Origin of the sequence: Roseateles agri, assembly GCF_034043675.1 — a bacterium.
In the GTDB taxonomy this organism is placed as follows: Bacteria; Pseudomonadota; Gammaproteobacteria; order Burkholderiales; family Burkholderiaceae_C; genus KK5.
Window position 1 is genome coordinate 501106 of the sequence record NZ_JAXCLA010000004.1, and the last position, 20206, is coordinate 521311.

22 protein-coding genes are annotated in these 20206 nt (G+C 65.7%); 12 read left to right on the forward strand and 10 right to left on the reverse strand.

The features are described 5' to 3' along the window. Positions 1-6 precede the first annotated feature (6 nt). From SNE35_RS14275 to SNE35_RS14285, 3 genes are all read left to right on the forward strand, one after another. Positions 7-339 (forward strand): protein tyrosine phosphatase family protein, encoded by a 333-nt coding sequence (locus SNE35_RS14275; RefSeq protein ID WP_320423578.1) that lies wholly within the window; start codon positions 7-9, stop codon positions 337-339. A gap of 80 nt (positions 340-419) precedes the next feature. Beyond that, complete coding sequence (locus tag SNE35_RS14280; RefSeq protein WP_320423579.1) at positions 420-1028, forward strand: TRAP transporter small permease subunit; 609 nt, start codon at positions 420-422, stop codon at positions 1026-1028. After that, on the forward strand, positions 1025-2521 hold the full coding sequence (locus SNE35_RS14285) for a TRAP transporter large permease (RefSeq protein WP_320423580.1): 1497 nt from the start codon (positions 1025-1027) through the stop codon (positions 2519-2521). The genes SNE35_RS14280 and SNE35_RS14285 overlap by 4 nt, the downstream gene beginning before the upstream one ends. Before the next feature lie 15 nt (positions 2522-2536). Here SNE35_RS14285 and SNE35_RS14290 read toward each other — a convergent pair whose 3' ends face one another. The 3 genes from SNE35_RS14290 to pmbA form a co-directional block, all read right to left on the reverse strand. Then, positions 2537-3355 carry a PEP-CTERM sorting domain-containing protein gene (locus tag SNE35_RS14290; protein WP_320423581.1) on the reverse strand — a complete coding sequence of 273 codons (819 nt, stop codon included), beginning with the start codon at positions 3353-3355 and terminating at the stop codon, positions 2537-2539. Positions 3356-3459: 104 nt separating this feature from the next. Continuing rightward, positions 3460-4542 carry a TRAP transporter substrate-binding protein gene (locus tag SNE35_RS14295; RefSeq protein WP_320423843.1) on the reverse strand — a complete coding sequence of 361 codons (1083 nt, stop codon included), beginning with the start codon at positions 4540-4542 and terminating at the stop codon, positions 3460-3462. A gap of 86 nt (positions 4543-4628) precedes the next feature. Beyond that, the gene (gene pmbA / locus SNE35_RS14300) at positions 4629-6005 is read right to left on the reverse strand and encodes a metalloprotease PmbA (RefSeq protein WP_320423582.1); all 1377 of its coding nucleotides are present in this window, start codon (positions 6003-6005) and stop codon (positions 4629-4631) included. 47 nt (positions 6006-6052) lie between these two features. On the opposite strand from pmbA, the gene yjgA reads away from it, so the two are divergent. The 3 genes from yjgA to SNE35_RS14315 are packed head-to-tail and all read left to right on the forward strand — an operon-like array spanning position 6053 to position 7675. Further along, the gene (gene yjgA, locus SNE35_RS14305) at positions 6053-6619 is read left to right on the forward strand and encodes a ribosome biogenesis factor YjgA (RefSeq protein ID WP_320423583.1); all 567 of its coding nucleotides are present in this window, start codon (positions 6053-6055) and stop codon (positions 6617-6619) included. Next, positions 6612-7187 (forward strand): molybdopterin adenylyltransferase, encoded by a 576-nt coding sequence (gene mog / locus SNE35_RS14310; protein ID WP_320423584.1) that lies wholly within the window; start codon positions 6612-6614, stop codon positions 7185-7187. The genes yjgA and mog overlap by 8 nt, the downstream gene beginning before the upstream one ends. Then, complete coding sequence (locus SNE35_RS14315) at positions 7184-7675, forward strand: FKBP-type peptidyl-prolyl cis-trans isomerase (RefSeq protein ID WP_320423585.1); 492 nt, start codon at positions 7184-7186, stop codon at positions 7673-7675. The genes mog and SNE35_RS14315 overlap by 4 nt, the downstream gene beginning before the upstream one ends. A 19-nt stretch (positions 7676-7694) precedes the next feature. On the opposite strand, the gene cysE is transcribed toward SNE35_RS14315, so the two are convergent. Both cysE and SNE35_RS14325 read right to left on the reverse strand, forming a co-directional pair. Then, positions 7695-8462 (reverse strand): serine O-acetyltransferase, encoded by a 768-nt coding sequence (cysE, locus tag SNE35_RS14320; RefSeq protein WP_320423586.1) that lies wholly within the window; start codon positions 8460-8462, stop codon positions 7695-7697. 41 nt (positions 8463-8503) lie between these two features. Continuing rightward, positions 8504-9232 carry an RNA methyltransferase gene (locus SNE35_RS14325; protein WP_320423587.1) on the reverse strand — a complete coding sequence of 243 codons (729 nt, stop codon included), beginning with the start codon at positions 9230-9232 and terminating at the stop codon, positions 8504-8506. Positions 9233-9382: 150 nt separating this feature from the next. Between SNE35_RS14325 and SNE35_RS14330 the strand changes: the two genes are divergently transcribed. Beyond that, on the forward strand, positions 9383-10297 hold the full coding sequence (locus tag SNE35_RS14330; RefSeq protein ID WP_431312741.1) for an inositol monophosphatase family protein: 915 nt from the start codon (positions 9383-9385) through the stop codon (positions 10295-10297). Positions 10298-10304: 7 nt separating this feature from the next. Here the strand turns inward: SNE35_RS14330 and frc (SNE35_RS14335) are convergent, their stop codons facing one another. Genes frc (SNE35_RS14335) through oxc form a run of 4 tightly spaced genes read right to left on the reverse strand, consistent with a single transcriptional unit; the run spans position 10305 to position 15060 of the window. Further along, positions 10305-11561 (reverse strand): formyl-CoA transferase, encoded by a 1257-nt coding sequence (gene frc / locus SNE35_RS14335; protein ID WP_320423589.1) that lies wholly within the window; start codon positions 11559-11561, stop codon positions 10305-10307. Beyond that, positions 11558-11989: a PAS domain-containing protein gene (locus SNE35_RS14340; RefSeq protein ID WP_320423590.1), complete on the reverse strand. Its 432-nt coding sequence runs from the start codon at positions 11987-11989 to the stop codon at positions 11558-11560. Before SNE35_RS14340 ends, frc (SNE35_RS14335) begins: the two co-directional genes overlap by 4 nt. A gap of 24 nt (positions 11990-12013) precedes the next feature. Further along, complete coding sequence (gene frc / locus SNE35_RS14345) at positions 12014-13264, reverse strand: formyl-CoA transferase (protein WP_320423591.1); 1251 nt, start codon at positions 13262-13264, stop codon at positions 12014-12016. Positions 13265-13296: 32 nt separating this feature from the next. Then, complete coding sequence (gene oxc / locus SNE35_RS14350; protein ID WP_320423592.1) at positions 13297-15060, reverse strand: oxalyl-CoA decarboxylase; 1764 nt, start codon at positions 15058-15060, stop codon at positions 13297-13299. A 136-nt stretch (positions 15061-15196) separates the two neighbouring features. Here oxc and SNE35_RS14355 point away from each other — a divergent pair, with 136 nt between their 5' ends. Beyond that, positions 15197-15817 (forward strand): Crp/Fnr family transcriptional regulator, encoded by a 621-nt coding sequence (locus SNE35_RS14355; RefSeq protein WP_320423593.1) that lies wholly within the window; start codon positions 15197-15199, stop codon positions 15815-15817. A gap of 29 nt (positions 15818-15846) precedes the next feature. On the opposite strand, the gene oxlT is transcribed toward SNE35_RS14355, so the two are convergent. Continuing rightward, entirely contained in the window at positions 15847-17154 is a 1308-nt protein-coding gene (gene oxlT, locus SNE35_RS14360; RefSeq protein ID WP_320423594.1) for an oxalate/formate MFS antiporter, read from the reverse strand. A gap of 354 nt (positions 17155-17508) precedes the next feature. On the opposite strand from oxlT, the gene SNE35_RS14365 reads away from it, so the two are divergent. From SNE35_RS14365 to SNE35_RS14380, 4 genes are all read left to right on the forward strand, one after another. Beyond that, positions 17509-17916: an OsmC family protein gene (locus tag SNE35_RS14365; protein ID WP_320423595.1), complete on the forward strand. Its 408-nt coding sequence runs from the start codon at positions 17509-17511 to the stop codon at positions 17914-17916. A 111-nt stretch (positions 17917-18027) separates the two neighbouring features. Then, complete coding sequence (locus SNE35_RS14370; protein WP_320423596.1) at positions 18028-18354, forward strand: hypothetical protein; 327 nt, start codon at positions 18028-18030, stop codon at positions 18352-18354. Beyond that, positions 18351-19130: a fumarylacetoacetate hydrolase family protein gene (locus SNE35_RS14375; RefSeq protein WP_320423597.1), complete on the forward strand. Its 780-nt coding sequence runs from the start codon at positions 18351-18353 to the stop codon at positions 19128-19130. The genes SNE35_RS14370 and SNE35_RS14375 overlap by 4 nt, the downstream gene beginning before the upstream one ends. A 37-nt stretch (positions 19131-19167) precedes the next feature. Beyond that, positions 19168-20184: a 2-dehydropantoate 2-reductase gene (locus SNE35_RS14380; RefSeq protein ID WP_320423598.1), complete on the forward strand. Its 1017-nt coding sequence runs from the start codon at positions 19168-19170 to the stop codon at positions 20182-20184. Positions 20185-20206 lie beyond the last annotated feature (22 nt).

The following is a 20206-nucleotide window of genomic DNA, read 5'->3' on the forward strand; positions in this document are numbered from 1 at the left end:
ATCGTCATGGTCCAAGCCCTAACGCCTGATTTCAGCGTATCCCCGCAGCTCGCACCGGAAGCGATGGCCCAGGCCGCCGCCGCCGGCTACAAGAGCGTCATCAACAACCGGCCCGACTTCGAAGGCGGCCCCGATCAGCCGACCAGTGCTGTGATGGAAGCCGCGGCCGTGGCGGCCGGTCTCGAGTACCGGCACCTGCCAGTGAACGGTGCCTACCAGTCGCCCGAGCAGATCGCGGCGATGCGCGAACTGCTGGACAGCCTGCCCAAGCCGGTGCTGGCCTTCTGCCGTTCGGGTGCCCGTTCGACGAACCTGTTCGCGCAGGCCATGGCACTGTGATGACTCGCTGATCCGGACTTTCCCGGGTCACGCACCAAAGCGGGCCGGACTGAGGCAGCGACTCGATACAGTCGCTGCCCATGAATGGTCTCCTTGCACTCGCCGGGGGCATTGACCGCCTGAACGATCGCTTCGGCGCGCTGGCCCGCTGGGCCGTGCTGCTGTCCTGCCTGATCAGCGCGGCCAATGCCGTCGTCCGCTACGCGCTGGACTACAGCTCCAACGCCTTCCTCGAAATCCAGTGGTATCTGTTCGCCGCCTGCGTGATGCTCGGCGCGGCGCAGGTGCTGCGCGTCAATGAACACGTCCGCGTCGACCTGTTCTACAGCCGGCTCGGCGGCCGCGGCAAGGTCTTCGTAGACCTGTTCGGCCTGCTCGTCTTCCTGCTGCCGGTGATCGGCTACATGGCCGTGCTGTCCTGGCACTTCTTCATCGTCAAGCTGACCACCGGCATGGCGGCGAGCGACAGCGTCGCCAGCCTCGGCCTCGTCGGCTACCTCTCCAAGCTGCTGACCAGCGGCGAGCTGTCCGGCAATGCCGGCGGCCTGATCCTTTGGCCCGCCGCCCTGCTGATGCCCGTGGGCTTCGCGATGGTCTGGCTGCAGGGCGTCGCCGAGCTGATCAAGCGCGTCGCCTGGCTGATGCATCGCTACGAGATGGAGACGCACTACGAGAGGCCATTGCAATGACGATGGACCAGTTCCCGCCGCTGATGTTCGCGGGCCTCGTGATCATCATGCTGATCGGCTTCCCGGTCGCCTTCTCGCTAGCCGCGCTGGGGTTGGCCTGCGGCTTCTTCGCCGTCTCGCAGGGCTGGTTCCCGCCGGAGTTCATGACGGCACTGCCGCAGAACGTGTTCGGCATCCTGTCCAACGACCTGCTGCTGGCGATTCCGTTCTTCACGCTGATGGGCTCGCTGCTGGAGCGCTGCGGCCTCGCAGAAGACATGCTCGACTCGATGGGCCAGCTCTTCGGCCCGATGCGCGGCGGGCTCGGCTACTCGGTGATCATCGTCGGCTTCATCCTCGGCGCGATTACCGGCACCGTAGCCGGCCAGGTCATCGCGATGGCGATGATTTCGCTGCCGGTGATGATGCGCTGGGGCTACAGCATGCGCTACGCCACCGGAGTGCTGGCCGCCTCGGGCACGATCACCCAGCTCGTGCCGCCCTCGCTGGTGCTGGTCGTGCTGGCCGACCAGCTCGGCCGCTCGGTCGGCGACATGTACAAGGGCGCCTGGGGGCCATCGATCCTGCAGGTGCTGATCTTCGCGCTCTACACCTTCATCCTGAGCCGACTGCGCCCGCAGGACGTGCCTGGCGTGCCCAAGGAAGCGCGCACGCTGCAGGGCTGGGCGCTGTGGGCCAAGTGCCTGCGCGGCATCATCCCGTCGGCCGTCCTGATCTTCGCCGTTCTAGGCAGCATGGGCGGCCTGCCTGGCATCGACACGGCCGTCTGCACGCCCACCGAGGCCGGCGCGATGGGCGCCGTCGGCGCCTTCATCCTGGCCGCATTGCACCGGCGCCTCAGCTGGCCGCTCGTCAAGGAAGCGATGGCCGGCACGATGCGCATCACCGCGATGGTGGTCTTCATCCTGATCGGCTCGCGCACCTTCTCGCTGGTGTTCCAGGGCGTCGAGGGCGGCACGTGGATCGAGCACATGCTGTCGAACCTGCCGGGCGGCCAGGTCGGCTTTCTGATCGCCGTCAACGTGTTCATCTTCTTCCTGGCCTTCTTCCTCGACTTCTTCGAGATCGCCTTCATCATCCTGCCGCTGCTCGGGCCGGTAGCCAGCAAGATGGGCATCGACCTGGTCTGGTTCGGCGTGATGCTGTGCGTGAACATGCAGACCAGCTTCATGCACCCGCCCTTCGGCTTCGCCCTCTTCTACCTGCGCGGCATCTCGGACACGCTGTTCAAGAGCGGCTCCATCCCGCGCAAGGTCGAGTCCAGCGACATCTACATGGGCGCGATTCCCTGGGTACTGATGCAGTTGCTGCTGGTCGGCGTCGTGATCTTCTTCCCCGGCTCGGTGACGATGTTCCTGGAGAAGGAGAAGGCGGTGGACATGGACAAGGCAACCGAGATGCTGCAGAGCCTCGGTGCACCAGAACGGTCCCCCGCCGCGAGCGAGCCTGAGGATCTCAACGCCGTGATGGAACAGGCCCCGAAAAAGAAATAACGGCTGCGTTCGTGATTACCGGATGACGCGGCGTCGACGAGCAATGAATCCGAACGCACCGAGGCCCGCCATCAGCAACGCGAGGCTGGAGGGTTCCGGTACCGGCGCAGCCGCAATCGTGAACGCCACGCCGCCGGGCTGGTAGCTGTCCGTCGTCAGCAGCGAAACGGTGAAGCTGTTGCTGCCACCGATGTCGAAAGCAGCGCCCTTCGAAGCCGAGGTGTTGGCCAGCGCGCCATACAGGTTCGCGCCCAGTGCACCGATGGCGACATTGCCACCGCCATCAGTCGGCAGCACGGCCGAGTCCATCGCGCCGACGCCGGCACCCGTCTGCAGGTATTGGTAGGAATCGCCCGAGCGGCCCAGGCTGCGTACGCTGAAGACCGAATTGGCGGCGAAAGTACCGGCATCCAGCGTGACCGTCATGGTGAAGCCGCTCAAGCCACCGGACGTGCCGTTCGCAATGGTGAACACCGACTCCTGAGTCGGAGCGAATAAGGCGCCGCTGCCAAGCGTCGTCGAGCCGTTGTAGCTGCTGTAAGGCGCCGCGTTGTAGGCGTACGGTGTCGCTGCATTGGCGAACGAGCCGCCATTGACCGAGGTGAAGGTGATCGTGCCAAAGCCGTAGCCCGAGCCGAAGTCGAAATGCACCGGCGCAGTGTTCGCGCCATTCCATGCGGCAGCGCTTGCGGCGCTGAAGTCGATGCTGCTGAGCGTCTGCGCGGAAGCATTGGCGGCGCATCCGATCAGCACGGCGCTGAAAACGGCAGTAAGGCAATTGGAACGGGTCATCGGATCACTCCTGAAAAGGTGGCCGGAGTGTTCCACCTTCACCGATTGATCTGACGAGCCGCCCCCTTGCCCACGGGTGTGCATACTGCACGTTCTGGCATGCCCCCCCTATGTTGCGACAGCCTGAAGCCGTCGAATCGCAGTGATCAGAGCTTCTGCGACTGCATGAAGTCGTCGAAACCGGCCTCGGTGAAGCGGAACCAGAGGTTGGCATCGCGGCGGAAGACGTTGAAGTCCTCGTAGACCTTCTTCCACGCCGGGTTGCTGGCGGACAGCTCGGCGTAGTAGGCCATCGATTCCTTGAAGGCCGCGTCCATCACGTCCTTAGGGAAGCGGAACAGCTTGGTACCGGAGCCGACCAGTTGCTTCAGCGCCGCCGGGTTCTTGGCGTCGTACTTGGCCTGCAGCTCGATGTGACCCATCGCGGTGGCGGCCTCGACGATCGCCTTGTACTCGGCCGACAGGCCTTCGTAGGCCTTGGTGTTGACGTAGAAGTCCACCTGCGGGCCGCCTTCCCACCAGGCCGGGTAGTAGTAGTTCTGCGCCACCTTGTTGAAGCCGAGCTTCAGGTCGTCGTAGGGGCCGACGAACTCGGCCGCGTCGATCGTACCCTTCTCCAGCGCCGAGTAGATCTCGCCGCCAGGCAGGTTCTGCGGCACGCCGCCCATGCGCTCGAAGATGCGGCCGGCCAAGCCGGCGATGCGCATCTTCAGGCCCTTGATGTCGGCCGCGGACTTGATCTCCTTGCGGTACCAGCCGCCCATCTGCGCGCCGGTGTTGCCGCCGAGGAAGTTGATGATGTTGTAGTTGCGATAGAACTCGCGCATCAGCTTCAGGCCGTTGCCTTCGACCATCCACGAGGTCATCTGGCGGCTGTTCAGACCGAAGGGGATCGCGCAGCCCAGCGCGAAGGTCGGATCCTTGCCGAAGAAGTAGTAGGGCGCCGTGTGCGCCATCTCGACCGTGCCGGCCTGCACGCCATCGACCACGCCCAGCGCCGGCACGATCTCGCCCGCGCCATGGACCGAGATCTGGAACTTGCCGCCGCTCATCTCGCCGACCTTCTTGGCGAACAGCTCGGCCGCCCCGTACAGCGTGTCCAGCGACTTCGGGAAGCTCGACGCGAGGCGCCAGCGGACATTGGCCTGCGCGTGGACGATGGCCGGTGCAGCACCGGCAGCCAGCACGCCGGCGAGGCCTGCGCCGCGGACGAAGGAACGTCGCTCGATCATGGATTCGTCTCCTCTTTGTATGAGTCGATAGGGCCAATCGATTCTAGGAGCGAGTCCCCGGTCAGCGACCGGGGCAAACCCCGTCAGCTTCCGGCCAGCTTCATCCTCGCGATGAGCATCGAGCCGACCGTCTTCGTGCCCATCGTGTAGGTGTCGGTACCGATGCCCACGATGTCGCGCAGCATGTCCTTCAGGTTGCCCGCGATCGTCACCTCGTGCACCGGGAACGCGATCTCGCCGTTCTCGACCCAGTAGCCACTGGCGCCACGCGAATAGTCGCCGGTCACGTAGTTGACGCCCTGCCCCATCAGCTCGGTCACGAAGAGGCCACGGCCCATGCGGCGCAGCATCGTCGGCAAGTCGTCGCCGGGTGCCGTCGCGCGGCTGCTCATGCGCAGGTTGTGCGAGCCGCCGGCGTGACCGGTGGTGCGCATGCCCAGCTTGCGCGCCGAATAGGTGGACAGGAAATAGCCCTGGAGAACGCCCGCATCCACGACCTTGCGCGCGTGCGTCGTCACGCCCTCGTCGTCGAAGGGCGAGCTGCCCTTGCCCTTGAGTACGTGCGGATCCTCGTCCACGTCGATGTGCGAGGCGATCACCGGTGTGCCCAGGCTGTCCAGCAGGAAGCTGGCGCGCCGGTACAGCGCGCCGCCGCTGGTGGCCTGCACAAGGCTGCCCAGCATGCCGGCGGCGATCGTGTTCTCGAACAGCACCGGCACCTCGGCCGTCTTCACCTTGCGGGCCTTCAGGCGCGACAGCGCTCGTTCGGCCGCATAGCGGCCCACCTGCTCGGCCGAGGCCAGCTCGGACGCGTCGCGCATCGAGCTGTACCAGGAGTCGCGCTGCATGCCGGCGCCACGGCCGGCGATCGGCGCCACCGAGATCGAATGGCGTGAGCTGGCATAGCCGCCACGGAAGCCGCGCGTGTTGCCGCTGAAGAAATGCGATTGCTGGGCCGACACCGCCGCGCCCTCGCTGTTCGTGATGCGCTTGTCCACCGCGAAAGTGGCCGCCTCGCAGCGCAGCGCCAGCTCGGCAGCGGCGGCGGCGTCGATCGTCCAGGGGTGGAACAGGTCCAGCTCGGGGCGGGCCGCTGTGTCGAGGGCCAGGTCTTGCTCGTCCGGCAGGCCGGCGAAGGAATCCTCGGCGGTGAAGCGGGCGATGTCGAAGGCGGCGCGAACCGTGTCCTGCAGCGCCTTGGTCGAGAAGTCGGAGGTGCTCGCGTTGCCACGGCGCTGGCCGATGTAGACCGACACGCCCAGCGACTTGTCGCGGTTGCGTTCGACGTTCTCGAGCTTGCCCAGCCGCGTGGAGACAGACAGGCCGCAGCCTTCCGACACTTCGGCGCCGGCGTCCGTCGCGCCCAGCTTCTTGGCCTCGTCCAGCACCTGTTCAACGAGTTCACGGAAGCGATCCGGGCTGTAGGCAAAGCCGGAATCGGCGCGATCGGGTGTGGGCATTGGGGCTTTGAGCGTTGATCCTGATGTGGGCGACAATCATAAGTTCTATGAGCACACCGCACGACGACACCGACCAAGACCCCGAGGGTCACTTCGATGACAGCGGCTACGACCGTCCGAGCAAGACGCAGAAGAAGAAGGAAATGCACGAGCTGCAATCGCTCGGCGAAGACCTGCTGACGCTGCCGATGAACCGTGTCGAGCCGCTGAACCTGCCCGAGATCCTGATCGACGCGATCCAGGCCGCCAAGAAGATCACCAACTTCGAAGGCAAGCGCCGCCAGATGCAATACATCGGCAAGCTGATGCGCAAGGTCGACCCCGAGCCGATCAAGGAAGCAGTCGCCGCCTTCAAACTGGGCCATGCGAAGGACAGTTTGGCCCTGCATCAGAGCGAGCGCTGGCGCGAACGCCTGCTGACCGAGGACGGTGCGCTGCACGAGTTCATCGAGCAGCACGAAGGCATCGACGTCCAGCAACTGCGCAGCCTCGTGCGCGCGGCGCGCAAGGACGCATCGGCCGCGCCCGAACAGCGCAGCGGCCGCGCCTTCCGCGAGCTGTTCCAGTTCATCAAGGCCGAGCAGCTTCGCGTCGAGGACGGCGACGATGAATGAGCCGGTCCGGATCGGCATCGTATCGATCAGCGACCGCGCCTCGACCGGCGTCTACGAGGACAAGGGCCTGCCCGCCCTGCAGGAATGGCTGTCGGCCGCCCTGCTGAACCCGATCGAGTTCGTCGCGAAGCTGATCCCCGACGAACGCCCGCTGATCGCACAGACGCTGCGCGAACTCGTCGATGAGGCCCGCTGCGATCTGGTGTTGACCACCGGCGGCACCGGCCCCTCACCGCGCGACGTGACGCCCGAGGCCACCCTGGACGTGGCCGACAAGGAGATGCCCGGCTTCGGCGAGCAGATGCGGCAGATCTCGCTGCACTTCGTGCCCACGGCGATCCTGTCGCGCCAGGTCGCCGTCATCCGCGGCAAGGCGCTGATCATCAACCTGCCCGGCCAGCCGAAGGCGATCGCCGAGACGCTGGCAGGTCATGCGAATGCCAGCGGCATCTTCGCCGCCGTGCCCTATTGCATCGACCTGATCGGCGGCCCGTACCTCGAAACCCGGGACGAAGTCTGCAAGGTCTTCCGACCCAAATCCGCAATCCGACCCAAGCCCGAACAATGAAGATTCAAAAAGACACTGTCGTCACGCTGACCCTGAAGGTGGCGGACCACCTCGGCCGCCTGATCGAGGCCTCCAAGGAACCGATGGCGCTGCTGATCGGCGGCTACGGCAACACGCTGCCGGCGATCGAAGAGGCCTTGGAAGGCCAGGAGAAGGGATTCGCGACGACCTTGGACCTGTCGCCCGAGAAGGGCTTCGGCGAGCGCGACGAGAGCAAGGTCCGCACGCTGGCGAAGAAGGACTTCCCGCCCGGCGTCAAGGTCGGCGGCCAGCTCGAGCTGCGCGAGGGCAATGGCGAGGGAGGAAGCGGCGAGTTCCAGCTCTACAACGTCACCAAGATCAAGGGCGACACCGTCATGCTCGACGCCAACCACCCGCTGGCCGGCATGAGCCTGAAGATCTCGCTGAAGGTGGTGTCGGTGCGCGCGGCCTCGGCCGAGGAAGTCGCCCATGGCCACGCGCATGGCGACCACGGGCACCACCACTAAGTAACTCGTTACTTGAGCGCTACTTGACCAGGCGCGTCAGCTCGTCGGCGTCGAAGTTCTCGTCCTGCTGCGCGCCCTTGGGTACGCAGTCGGCCTTGGTCGTCGCACTGAGCTGAGCAACCGCCTGCCACAGCAGCGCGATCTGGTGCTCTTGCGTCGAGGCGTTGTCGATCAGGCCCTTCATCGCCTGCGCCACCGGGTCGTCGCCCTGCGTGACGCCGTAGGCCGAGAAGCCCATCCGTGCCGCAGCCTCTTCGCGCACCGCGTCCGACTTGGCCTCGATGATGCGTGCCGGGTTGCCGACGGCCGTAGCGCCGGCCGGCACCGGCTTCGTCACCACCGCACCCGAGCCCACGCGCGCGCCAGCGCCGACGGTGAAGCCGCCCAGCACGCAGGCATTGGCGCCGACGATCACGCCGGGGCCCAAGGTCGGATGCCGCTTGGCGCCCTTCACCAGCGAGGTGCCGCCCAGGGTCACGCCCTGGTAGATCGTGCAGCCCTCGCCGATCTCGGCCATCTCGCCGATGACGATGCCCATGCCGTGGTCGATGAAGACCTTGTGGCCGATCTTGGCGCCCGGGTGGATCTCGATGCCGGTCCACCAGCGCGAGAACTGCGAGATCGCGCGGCCCATCCACTTGAAGCCATGGTTCCAACACCAGTGCGCGCGGCGATGCAGCAGCAGGGCATGCAGGCCCGGATACAGCGTCAGCACTTCCCAGGCCGTGCGGGCGGCCGGGTCGCGCTCGAGGATGCAGTCGATGTCTTCGCGCAGACGTTGGAACATGAGGTGGAATCGAAAGTGGGCAGTCAGTCTAGCGAGATTGCTCAATCCTCGCTGAGGGGTGCGGTCTTCGCCATCTGGCGTGCAATGCCGCGCAGGATGTGGACTTCCTCGCTGGTGAGCTGCGCGCGATTGAAGAGCTGGTTCAGGCGTGGCATCAGCTTGCGCGGCGCCTTCGGGTCGAGGAAGCCGATCTGCTCCAGCGAGGCCTGCAGATGCGCGAGCATGCCCTGCACCGCCTGCGCGTCCGCCAGATCGGAGTCGACGGTGCGCGGCTCGACGGCAAAGCCGCCCAGTGCCTGGCGCCAGTCGTAGGCCAGCAGCTGCACGGCCTGGGCGAGGTTCAGCGACCCGTAGTCCGGATCTGTCGGGATCGAGAGCACCGCATGGCAGCGGTACACGTCCTCGTTGGACATGCCGTAGCGCTCGGAGCCGAACACCAGCCCCACCTTGTGCTGCGACGCCGCCAGCTCGGCGAACAGCGAGCGCGGCTCCCGCGTGGGTGGGCCGAAGTCGCGCGGCGTCATCGCGGTGGCACAGGCGAAGCTGACGCCGTCGAGCGCCTCTTCCAGCGTGTCGACGATGCGCGCGCGGACCAGGATGTCCGCCGCGCCGCTGGCCATCGCGACGGTTTCCTCCTGGCTCAGCACGTCGGCGAAGCGCGGCGCGACCAGCACCAGATCGCGGAAGCCCATCACCTTCATCGCCCGCGCGGTGGCGCCGACATTGCCCGGATGGCTGGTGTTGATCAGGATGAATCGTGTGGTTTCCACTTCGGGAAATCCCTTGGCTCGGTTAAACTTGCGGATTATCGCGGCCCGGTCACCCCGGGTCGCTCGCTCTTTCTCCCCGCCAGTCCACCCCCAAGCCCTAACGAAGAGGTTCAGCGCCCTATGTCGTCGCAGCAAGCCAATCTCCATCCGATGCTCAACATCGCCGTCAAGGCGGCACGTGCGGCCGGCGCCATCATCAATCGCGCCTCGCTGGATCTCGATGCGCTGAAGGTCAACACGAAGGCGCCCAACGACTTCGTAACGGAGGTGGACCACGCGGCGGAGCAGGCGATCATCGAGACCCTGCTCGGTGCCTACCCCGACCACGGCATCCTGGCCGAAGAGACCGGCCGCACCCACGGCGCCAAGCACTCCGAATTCATCTGGATCATCGATCCGCTGGACGGCACGACCAACTTCATCCACGGCCTGCCGATGTACTGCGTGTCGATCGCGCTGACGCACCGCGGCGTGGTCCAGCAGGCGGTCGTCTACGACCCGACCCGCAACGACCTGTTCTACGCCACCAAGGGCCGCGGCGCCTTCCTGAACGACAAGCGCCTGCGCGTCTCCAAGCGCACGCGCCTGTCGGACTCGCTGGTCGGCACCGGCTTCCCCTACCGCCGCGGCGACAACCCGAAGCGCTACCTGAAGATGTTCGAGGCGGTGATGACCGAGGTCGCCGGCGTGCGCCGTCCGGGCGCTGCCGCGCTGGACCTCTGCTACGTGGCGGCCGGCTACTACGACGCCTTCTTCGAGACCGGCCTGCAGCCCTGGGACGTGGCGGCCGGCTCGCTGATCATCACCGAGGCCGGTGGCCTGATCGGCAACTTCACCGGCGAGAGCGACTTCCTGCACCAGCGCGAAGTGCTGGCCGGCAGCCCGAAGATCTACGGCCAGATGGTGCCGATCCTGGCGCCGTTCACCCGCGTGATCAAGGAAGAAGAAAGGGCCGTCGCCGAGGAGAAGCAAGCGACGGCCGCGGAAGTGGTGGCCAAGGCCGCCGAGCCCGCCAAGAAGCGCGGCCCGGTGCGGCTCAAGAAAGGCGAAGCCGACGCGGCCTGATCCGCGTTCAGATCACCTTCTCTTCGCGCAGCGCCGCCAGATCGCCGGCGCTGTAGCCCAGCTCGGCGAGCACCTCGTCGGTGTGCTCACCCAGCAGCGGCGCGCGCGTGACCTCGGTCGGGCTGTCGCTCATCTTGATCGGATTGCCCACCGTCAGGTGCTTGCCGCGCACCGGGTGGTCCACCTCGACGATCGTGCCGCTGGCGCGCAGCGACTCGTCGGCGGCGATCTCCTTCATCGACAGGATCGGGCCGCAGGGGATGTCGTACTGGTTCAGGATCTCCATCGCCTCGAACTTCGTCTTCGTCATCGTCCACTTCTCGATGCGCGCGAAGATCGGCTTCAGGTGCAGCAGCCGGGCGGCCGGGGTCTTGTAGGCCTCGTCGTCGATCCAGCGCTCCTCCCCGATCACCTTGCAGATGGCCGGCCAGACCGCGCCCTGCGTGATGAAGTAGATGTAGGCGTTCGGGTCGGTCTCCCAGCCCTTGCACTTCAGGATCGATCCGGGCTGGCCGCCGCCGGAGGCATTGCCGGCACGCGGCACCGCGTCCTCGAAGCTGCCGTCCGGGTATTGCGGGTACTCGTGCAGGGTGCCGGTGCGCTCCAGGCGCTGCTGGTCACGCAGCTTGACGCGGCACAGGTTCAGGACCGCGTCCTGCATCGGCGCCAGCACCTTCTGACCACGGCCGCTGTGCGTGCGCTGATAGAGCGCGGTGACGATGCCCAGCGCCAGGTGCAGGCCCGTGCCGCTGTCGCCGATCTGCGCACCGGTGACCATCGGCGGGCCATCGTCGAAGCCGGTGGTGGAGGCCGAGCCGCCGGCGCACTGCGCGACGTTCTCGTACACCTTGCACTCGGCATACTGGCCGGGGCCGAAACCCTTGACCGAGGCGACGATCATGCGCGGGTTCAGCTTCTGGATGTGATCCCAGGTGATGCCCATGCGGTCGAGCGCGCCGGGGGCGAAGTTCTCCACCAGCACGTCGCAGGTCTTGATCAGCTCGTCGAGCACCTGCTTGCCCTTGGGCTTCTTGGTGTCCAGGGTGATCGAGCGCTTGTTGTGGTTCAGCATCGTGAAGTAGAGGCTGTCCGCACCGGGGATGTCGCGCAATTGGCCGCGCGTGGCGTCGCCCTCCCCGGCGCGCTCGACCTTGATCACGTCGGCGCCGAACCAGGCCAGCAGCTGCGTGCAGGTCGGGCCCGATTGGACATGGGTGAAGTCGAGGACGCGCACGCCCTCCAGTGCCTTGCTACCGCTACTCACGTTGCCACCTTTTGAGATTCGAGTTCCGTCAGACGTTTGCGCAGCTCGCGCATTTCGGCGAAGCGCGCCGTCTCGTCGCGGACGATCGCGACGATGCCTTCCACCTTGCCCGCATCGTCCAGCAGCAGCGAGACGGTGAAGGCGATCGAAAGGGTCTTGCCCGGCTCCTTGTGCAGGGCCGGAACGCGCAAGAGATCTGCGCCGTATTTCGTGACGGCCGTCGCCATCGTGTGGGCGTAGCCTTCCCAGTGGCGGCCTCGTTGGCGCTCCGGGATGATGATGTCGAGGTTCTTGCCCAGCGCTTCCTCGGCGGTGAAGCCGAAGATGCGCTCGCAGGCCGCGTTCCAGAGCGTGATCGCCCCGGACGCGTTACAGACCATGATGCCGTCGCCAGCGCCGGCGACCAGTTGCTGGAAGTCGATGTTCACGGCGACGGCTAACTCCTTACTTGATCAGACAGCCTTCAACGCATGCAGCGTTGCGATGTTGTCCGAGTTGTACCCCAGTTCGGCCAGCACCTCGTCCGTATGTTCCCCGAGCAGCGGCGAGGGCTTGACTTCCACCTTCATGTCCGAGAACTTGATCGGGCTGCCGACCGTCAGGTACTTGCCGCGGGCCTTGTGGTCCACCTCGACGATCGTGCCGCTGGCGCGCAGCGACGGATCGTTGGCGATTTCCTTCATCGAGTGCACCGGGGCGCAGGGGATGTCGAACTTGCGCAGGATGTCCACCGCCTCGAACTTGGTCTTGTCCTTCAGCCAGTCCTCGATCGTCGCGAAGATCTCGGTGATGTGCGGCTGACGGGCCTTCGGGGTCATGTACAGCGGATCGGTCTTCCACTCGGGCTTGCCGATCGCGTCGCAGATCGGGCCCCAGGCATGGCCCTGGATCGTGAAGTAGATGTAGGCGTTCGGGTCGGTCTCCCAGCCCTTGCACTTCAGCACCCAGCCCGGCTGGCCACCGCCGCCGGCATTGCCACCGCGGGGCACCACGTCGGTGAAGGTGCCGTGCGGGTACTGCGGGTACTCTTCCAGGTAGCCCAGGCGGTCCAGGCGCAGCTGGTCACGCAGCTTGACGCGGCACAGATTGATGACGGCGTCCTGCATCGAGCAGGCGACCTTCTGGCCCTTGCCGGTCTTGTCGCGCTGGCGCAGCGCGGTCAGGATGCCGATTGCCAAATGCATGCCGGTGTTGCTGTCGCCCAGCGCTGCGGCCGACACGGTCGGCGGGCCGTCCCAGAAGCCGGTGGTGGAGGCGGCGCCGCCAGCGCACTGAGCCACGTTTTCGTAGACCTTCAGGTCTTCGTAGTGGTGGCCGTCCGAGAAGCCCTTGACCGAGGCCAGGATCATCTTCGGGTTCAGTTCGAGGATGCGCTCCCAGGTGAAGCCCATGCGGTCCAGCGCGCCGGGGCCGAAGTTCTCGACCATCACGTCCGAGACCTTGATCAGCTTCTCCAGCACTTCCTTGCCGGCGGCCGTCTTGGTGTCCAGGGTCAGCGAGCGCTTGTTGCCGTTGAGCTGCGTGAAGTACAGGGCGTCCACATCGGGGATGTCGCGCAGCTGGCTGCGGGTCACGTCGCCCGAGCCGGGGCGCTCCACCTTGATCACGTCCGCGCCGAACCAGGCCAGCATCTGCGTGCAGGCGGGGCCCGCCTGGACGTGGGTGAAGTCGATGATCTTGATGTCGTCGAGTGCTTTGGTCATGCTCTTATCTCCTTGTCAGTGCTGGGGGTCGGTTACTTCTTGCCGCTTTGCGGGTTCAGGTTCGTCAGGCGTCCGCTCTCGGTGCCGGCCGATTCGTCGATGACCGCATTGATCAGCGTCGGCTTGCCGGAGGCGATGCCCTCGCGCAGCGCAGCAGCGAGTTCCTCGGGCGTGGTGACGTGACGGCCGATGCCGCCGAAGGCTTCGATCATCTTGTCGTAGCGGGCGTCCTTGACGAACACCGTCGGCGCCACGTCCTTGCCGCCGGTCGGATTGACGTCGGTGCCGCGGTAGACGCCGTTGTTGTTGAAGATGATCGTTGTCACGGGCAGGTCGTAGCGGCAGATCGTCTCGAGTTCCATGCCGCTGAAGCCGAAGGCGCTGTCGCCCTCGATCGCGACGACCGGCTTGCCGCTGGTGACGGCCGCACCGATCGCATAGCCCATGCCGATGCCCATCACGCCCCAGGTGCCGGAGTCGAAGCGCTTGCGCGGCTGGTACTGCTCGATGATCGCGCGGCAGAAGTCCAGCGTGTTGGCACCTTCATTGACGAGGTTGATGTCCTGGTGGTCCTTCAGCACCTCGCGGATCGAGCCAAGCGCGCTGTGGAAGTTCATCGGGCTGGGGCTTTGCGCCAGCTTCTGCGCCATCGAGGTCAGGTTCTTGTCCTTCTTCGACGCGATGTTGGCCAGCCACTCGGCCGAGGGCTTCGGGAAGCTGGCGTCGACGCCCTTCAGCATTTCGCCGATGCAGGAGCCGATGTCGCCGATCAGCGGCGCCTCGATTGGCACGTTGCTGTCGATCTCGGTCGGCGAGATGTCGATCTGGATGAAGCGCTTGGCGCCCTTCTCCGAACCCCAGGTCTTGCCCTTGCCGTGCGAGAGCAGCCAATTCAGGCGCGCGCCCACCAACATCACCACGTCGGCCTCGGCCAGAACGTAGGAGCGAGCGGCGGAGGCGCACTGGGCGTGGGTGTCGGGCAGCAGGCCCTTGGCCATGGACATCGGCAGATAGGGAACGCCGGTCTTCTCGATGAACGCGCGGATGTCTTCATCGGCCTGGGCGTAGGCGGCGCCCTTGCCCAGCAGGATCAGCGGACGCTTGGCGGTCTTCAGCACGTCGAGTGCCTTGGCCACCGTGTCCGGCGCGGGCAGTTGGCGCGGCGCTGCATCGACAACCTTGATCAGCGAGGCCTTGCCCTTGGCTGCGTCCATCGTCTGCGCCAGCAGCTTGGCCGGCAGGTCCAGGTAGACGCCGCCCGGGCGGCCCGAGACGGCGGCGCGGATCGCACGGGCGAAGCCGACGCCGATGTCCTCGGCATGCAGCACGCGGAAGGCCGCCTTGCAGTGCGGGCGGGCGATGGCCAGTTGGTCCATCTCCTCGTAGTCGCCCTGTTGCAGGTCGACGATCTCGCGCTCGCTGGAGCCGGAGATCAGGATCATCGGGAAGCAGTTCGTCGTGGCGTTCGCCAGCGCCGTCAGGCCGTTCAGGAAGCCGGGCGCGGAGACGGTCATGCAGATGCCGGGCTTGCCGGTCATGTAGCCGGCGATGGCGGCGGCGTTGCCGGCGTGCTGCTCATGGCGGAAGCCGATGAAGCGCAGGCCCTCGGCTTGCGCCAGGCGGGCCAGGTCGGTGATCGGAATGCCGACCAGGCCGAAGATGGTGTCGAGGTCGTTGAGCTTCAACGCGTCGATGACGAGATGGAAACCATCGGTCAATTCGGGCGTGGCCGAGGCCTGTGCTGCGGCCTGGATTGCCGAGTCGGCGGCGGTCTTGGATTCGAGTACGGTGGACATGTCTCTCCTTTTCTCGGCACCGCTCGCGATCTGCGTTAGGTGCCCTCTCAGTGGCGTGTGTTGACTATGATGGGCGACTGGAAAAGCGGCTGTTGACGGCAGTCAAGAATCTGAAAAAACCGAGACAAACCCTGTCATGACCTTCCTGGTGAACCACTCCGAGCGCAACGTGATTCGGCTTCAGCTGAAGCAGAACACTGCGCTCGCCAAGCTCAGCGAAGAGGACCTGAAAGAGCTCGAATCGCAGCTGCTGATCGCCGATGGCGGCAAGGCGGAATTCCTGCAGCAGCAGGGCATGCGCGAGATGTCGCAGTACTTCATCGTGGACGGCATCCTCAAGCGCGTGGTGTCGAACCCCGAAGGCAAGGAAATGATCCTGCGCTTCGCTTGCGAGCGCGACATGGAGACCGTGTACGCGGCCTGGCGGCTGGGCACTCCGACGCCGTACGGCATCGTCGGCGTCAGCAAGTTCCGCATCGCGAGCCTGCCGATGAAGGACTGGGGCGCCTTCCTCGATGCGCGCCCGGAGTTCAAGCAGGCCTTCGAGTACGACGTGATGAAGGTGATGAGCGACATCATGGCCCACGTGATCACGCTGCATCTGCTCGATGCGCCGGGGCGCGTCCAGCGCTTCATGCGCAAGCATCCCGATCTGGTGGACCGGATTCCGCAGAAGGAACTGGCGTCATACCTGAACCTGTCTGCGGAAACCTTGAGTCGTCTGCGTCACAGCGGAAAGATCACCAATCCGCCGTGAGCCTTGTGTTGGAGTAGCGCGGGGCCGGCTCAGCCCTGTGCGCTCTTCTCCATTTGCGCCCGGCGCATCGGGCGCAGCACGAACCAGGCGAGCAGCGCTGCCGCAGCGTTCATGATGCTGGCCACGATGAACACCGCATGCCAGCTGCCCGTGCTGGCCGCCAGCACGCTGGACAGCGGCACCAGCAGCGAGGCCGTGCCCTTGGCGGTGTAGAGCATGCCGGCGTTCGATGCCGCGAACTTGGAGCCGAAGGTGTCGGCGCAGGTCGACGGGAACAGGCTGTAGATCTCGCCCCAGGCGAAGAACACGATGCCCGTCAGGATCACGAAGGCCACCGGGTTCTGACCGAACTTGTACAGCGCCAGGATGCCCACCGCTTCGATCGCGAAGGCGATGAACATCGTCAGCTCGCGGCCGATCTGGTCGGACACCCAGCCGAAGAACGGGCGGGTCAGGCCGTTGAGCACGCGGTCGATCGCCAGGGCGAAGGTCAGCGCCGGCAGCACCAGGCCCATGATGTTGACCGGAATACCGTCGATCTTGAAGTCCTTGGCGATCGGGCCCAGCTGCGCGGTAGCCATCAGGCCGCCGGCTGCCACCATCACGAACATCAGGTACATGACCCAGAACACCGGCGTCTTGACCACTTCGCCCGGGCTGTAGCTGCGCTTGCTCTGCTGCAGCGTCGACGGGGCCAGCTGCTTGAGCTGTTCCGGCGCACGCGTCAGGGCCCAGGAGGCCAGGAACACGATCAGGCCCTGGCCGATGCCGAAGTACAGGAAGGCATCCTCGTAGCCGTTGGACTTGATGAAGTTGGAGATCGGCACGATCGTCAGCGCCGAGCCGGCACCGAAGCCGGCCGCCGTCAAGCCGGCGGCGAGGCCGCGGCGATCGGGGAACCACTTCAGCGCGTTGCCCACGCAGGTGCCGTAGACGGCGCCCGCGCCGACACCGGCAACAGCGGCTGCAAAGTAGAGCATCGGCAGCGTGTCGGCAAAGGAGTTCATCACCCAGCCGACGGCGCAGAGGATGCCGCCGCCCATCACCACCGGACGCGGGCCGAAGCGGTCAACGAGGTAGCCCTCGATCGGCACGAGCCAGGTTTCGGTGAGCACGAAGATGGTGAAGGCGACCTGGATCGCGGCACGGCTCCAACCGTGCTTCTCGGAAATCGGGTTGACGAAGAGGGTCCAGCCGTACTGCAGGTTGGCGATCATCGCCATGCAAAGAATGCCCAGCAAGAGCTGGCCCCATCGGTAGGAAGTGCTTGGCGCGGCGGCATTGGCCCCCGCATGAGTTTCATGGGCCGTGGCGACGGCTACGGGCGGTCGAATCATGATGGCGATTCCTTTGCGGAAGTTTGTCTCGTCATTCGTCGTCGAAATCCGCGCATCGCCCTCTTGGCGCCTACGGGCTTTCTCTTATTTCTCTCCTCGGACCGGCGTCATGAACAACGGCTGATCAGACCGGAATCCCGGCGCGTCGGAGGCGGATTCAATGTCGGACTGCACGGCCGAAAAACTCTTGATCCGAAGCAAGTTTTTTGAAAAGCCTTCTGCTGGTTCACCCGGATGAGCGCGGCCGGCGATGCGCTAACCTTCAGTCACCGCGGCAGCCCCTAACGCCGATCTTCGACGGCATGCGGGCGAGCTGCAATCGGGCCTTCCACGACACGAAACAGGACACGATCCATGACCATCACCGTCACCCGCGACCGCAGCGGCAAGATGAAGCACCGCATCGCGGTGAACCAGCACGAAATCATTGCGGACGAGCCCGTGGCCAACGGCGGCGATGACCTCGGCCCCAACCCGCACGATCTCTACGACAGCGCGCTGGGCGCCTGCAAGGCGATGACGGTGCTGTGGTACGCCAACCGCAAGCAGATCCCGGTGGAAGACATTGAGGTGACCGTCGAGCGCGACGCCAGCGAGGAGCGCCAGGGCGTCTACCGGCTCGCGACGACGATGAAGCTCGGCGGCCCGCTCAGCGAGGAGCAGCGGCAGGAACTCCTGAACGTGGCGAAGAAATGCCCGGTCCACAAGCTGATGGCGCAGGTCACCACCGAGATCACGACCGAGCTGGTCGCCGATGCATAGCGCCAATACATAACTGCTCGTGAATGGTTCGCAAAGAAAAGATTGATTGTTCTTTATCGATGCGGCTCTCTACATTTTTGGACATCCCACCGCAACAAAACGAGGCTGTGAATGTTCAACGATCTGCAGAATCTCCAGCGCGACGAACTCGAACTGCGCGCCTATAACGCCGCCTTCTACGAACTCGGTTTCCGCTGGTACTGGGACGAGGCCACGTACCGCGCGCTGCAGTCCCACTGCGACGACCCGGTCGAGCGCCTGCTGCACTACATCCGCAGCGAGCACGCCCACCTGCTGCGCGCCTACGACGCCGCCTTCCTGCTGCGCGTGATCGTCGAGAAGCAGGCCGCCTGCCGCCGCGATGCCGAAAGCGTCGCGCACCTGGCCTCGCGGCCGGTGGACTGGTCGCAAGTGATCGGGCGCGAGGTGGGTGCGTGAGCGGGCCGGTCAAGCGCTGGCTGCGCTTCGAGCATGACGGTCGCGTCGGTTTCGGCGTTCTCGGTGACGGCGACATCGTCCACGAGCATGCCGGCGACATGTTCAACGCGCCGGAGCCCACGGGCCTGCGCTACGAGCTGTCGCGGATCAAGCTGCTGACGCCGACGCAGCCGACCAAGGTCATCGCGATGTGGAACAACTTCCACGCGCTGGCCGCCAAGCTGAAGCTGGCCGATCCGGCCGAGCCGCTGTACCTGCTGAAGGCGCCGAACTCCTGGCTGCCGGCCGGCCAGACGATCCGCCGGCCGCGCTGCGAAGGCAAGGTGGTCTACGAAGGCGAACTGGGCATCGTGATCGGCAAGACCGCCTCGGGCGTCTCCGTCGAGCAGGCGCTGGACCATGTATTCGGCTACACCTGTGCCAACGACGTGACGGTGGCTGACATCCTGAACCGCGACACTTCGTTCACGCAGTGGGACCGTGCCAAGGGTTTCGACACCTTCTGCCCGATGGGGCCGGTGGTGGCGACCGGCCTGGATCCTGCAACGTTGACCGTGACCACGATCCTCAACGGCGAGCAGCGCCAGCACTACCCGATCAGCGACATGCGCTTCGCGGTGCCGCAGCTCGTCAGCCTGATTTCGCAAGACCTGACCCTCCATCCCGGCGACGTGATCCTGTGCGGCACCTCGGTCGGCGTCGGCTCGATGAAGCCGGACAGCCTGGTCGAGGTGGCGATCGACGGCATCGGCCGGCTGGTCAATCGCTACGTCTAGCGCCAAAGATTTTTTTGACTATGTCCAAGGAACTTTCATGCAGAAGATCGCAATCATCGGCGCGGGGGCCATTGGTGGACTCGTAGGCGCCCGGCTCGCGCTGGCCGGCAGCGACGTCACCTTCTTCGTGCGCGGCGCCAACCTCACGGCGATCCGCGAGAACGGCATCGAGCTGATCGAGCACGACGGCAGTGCGCGCGCCACCAAGCGCGTGCATGCCACCGACGACTACGCCGGCCACGCCGGGCAGTTCGACCTCGTCATCCTCGCGATGAAGGCGCACCAGCTGGAGGCGGTCGCCGCCCAGGTGCCCGCCCTGCTCTCGCCCACCGGCGTGATCGTGACGATGCAGAACGGCATCCCGTTCTGGTACTTCCAGAAGCACGGCGGCGAATACGCCGGCACACCGGTGCGCAGCGCCGACCCCGGCGGCACCGTCATGGCGGCGCTCCCAGCCGAACGCATCATCGGCTGCGTGGTCTATCCGGCCTCGGAGCTGCTGCGGCCCGGCGTGATCCAGCACATCGAGGGCGATCGCTTCCCGGTCGGCGAACTGGATGGTTCGACCAGCGAGCGCGTCCAGCAGGTCGCCGCGCTGCTGGCCCATGCCGGCTTCAAGGCGCCGGTGCTGGACAACATCCGCGCCGAGATCTGGCTGAAGCTGTGGGGCAACCTCACCTTCAACCCGATCAGCAGCCTCAGCCACTCGACCCTGGTGGACATCTGCCAGTACCCGCTGAGCCGCGAACTGGCCGCCGCGATGATGACCGAGGCGCAGGCGGTGGCGCACAAGCTGGGCATCGAGTTCCGTGTGTCGCTGGAGAAGCGCATCGCCGGCGCCGAGAAGGTCGGCAAGCACAAGACCTCGATGCTGCAGGACATCGAGGCCGGCCGCGCGCCGGAGATCGATGCGCTGGTTGGATCGGTCGTCGAGCTGGCGCGGCTGACCAACACGCCGACGCCGCACATCGACACCGTCTATGCGCTGGTCAAGCTGCTCGAGAAGACGATGGGCGAACAGAAGGCTCAGCTGAGTTTGCAGCCCTTGACCTGAGACAAGTGCGCGAAAAGCCCGG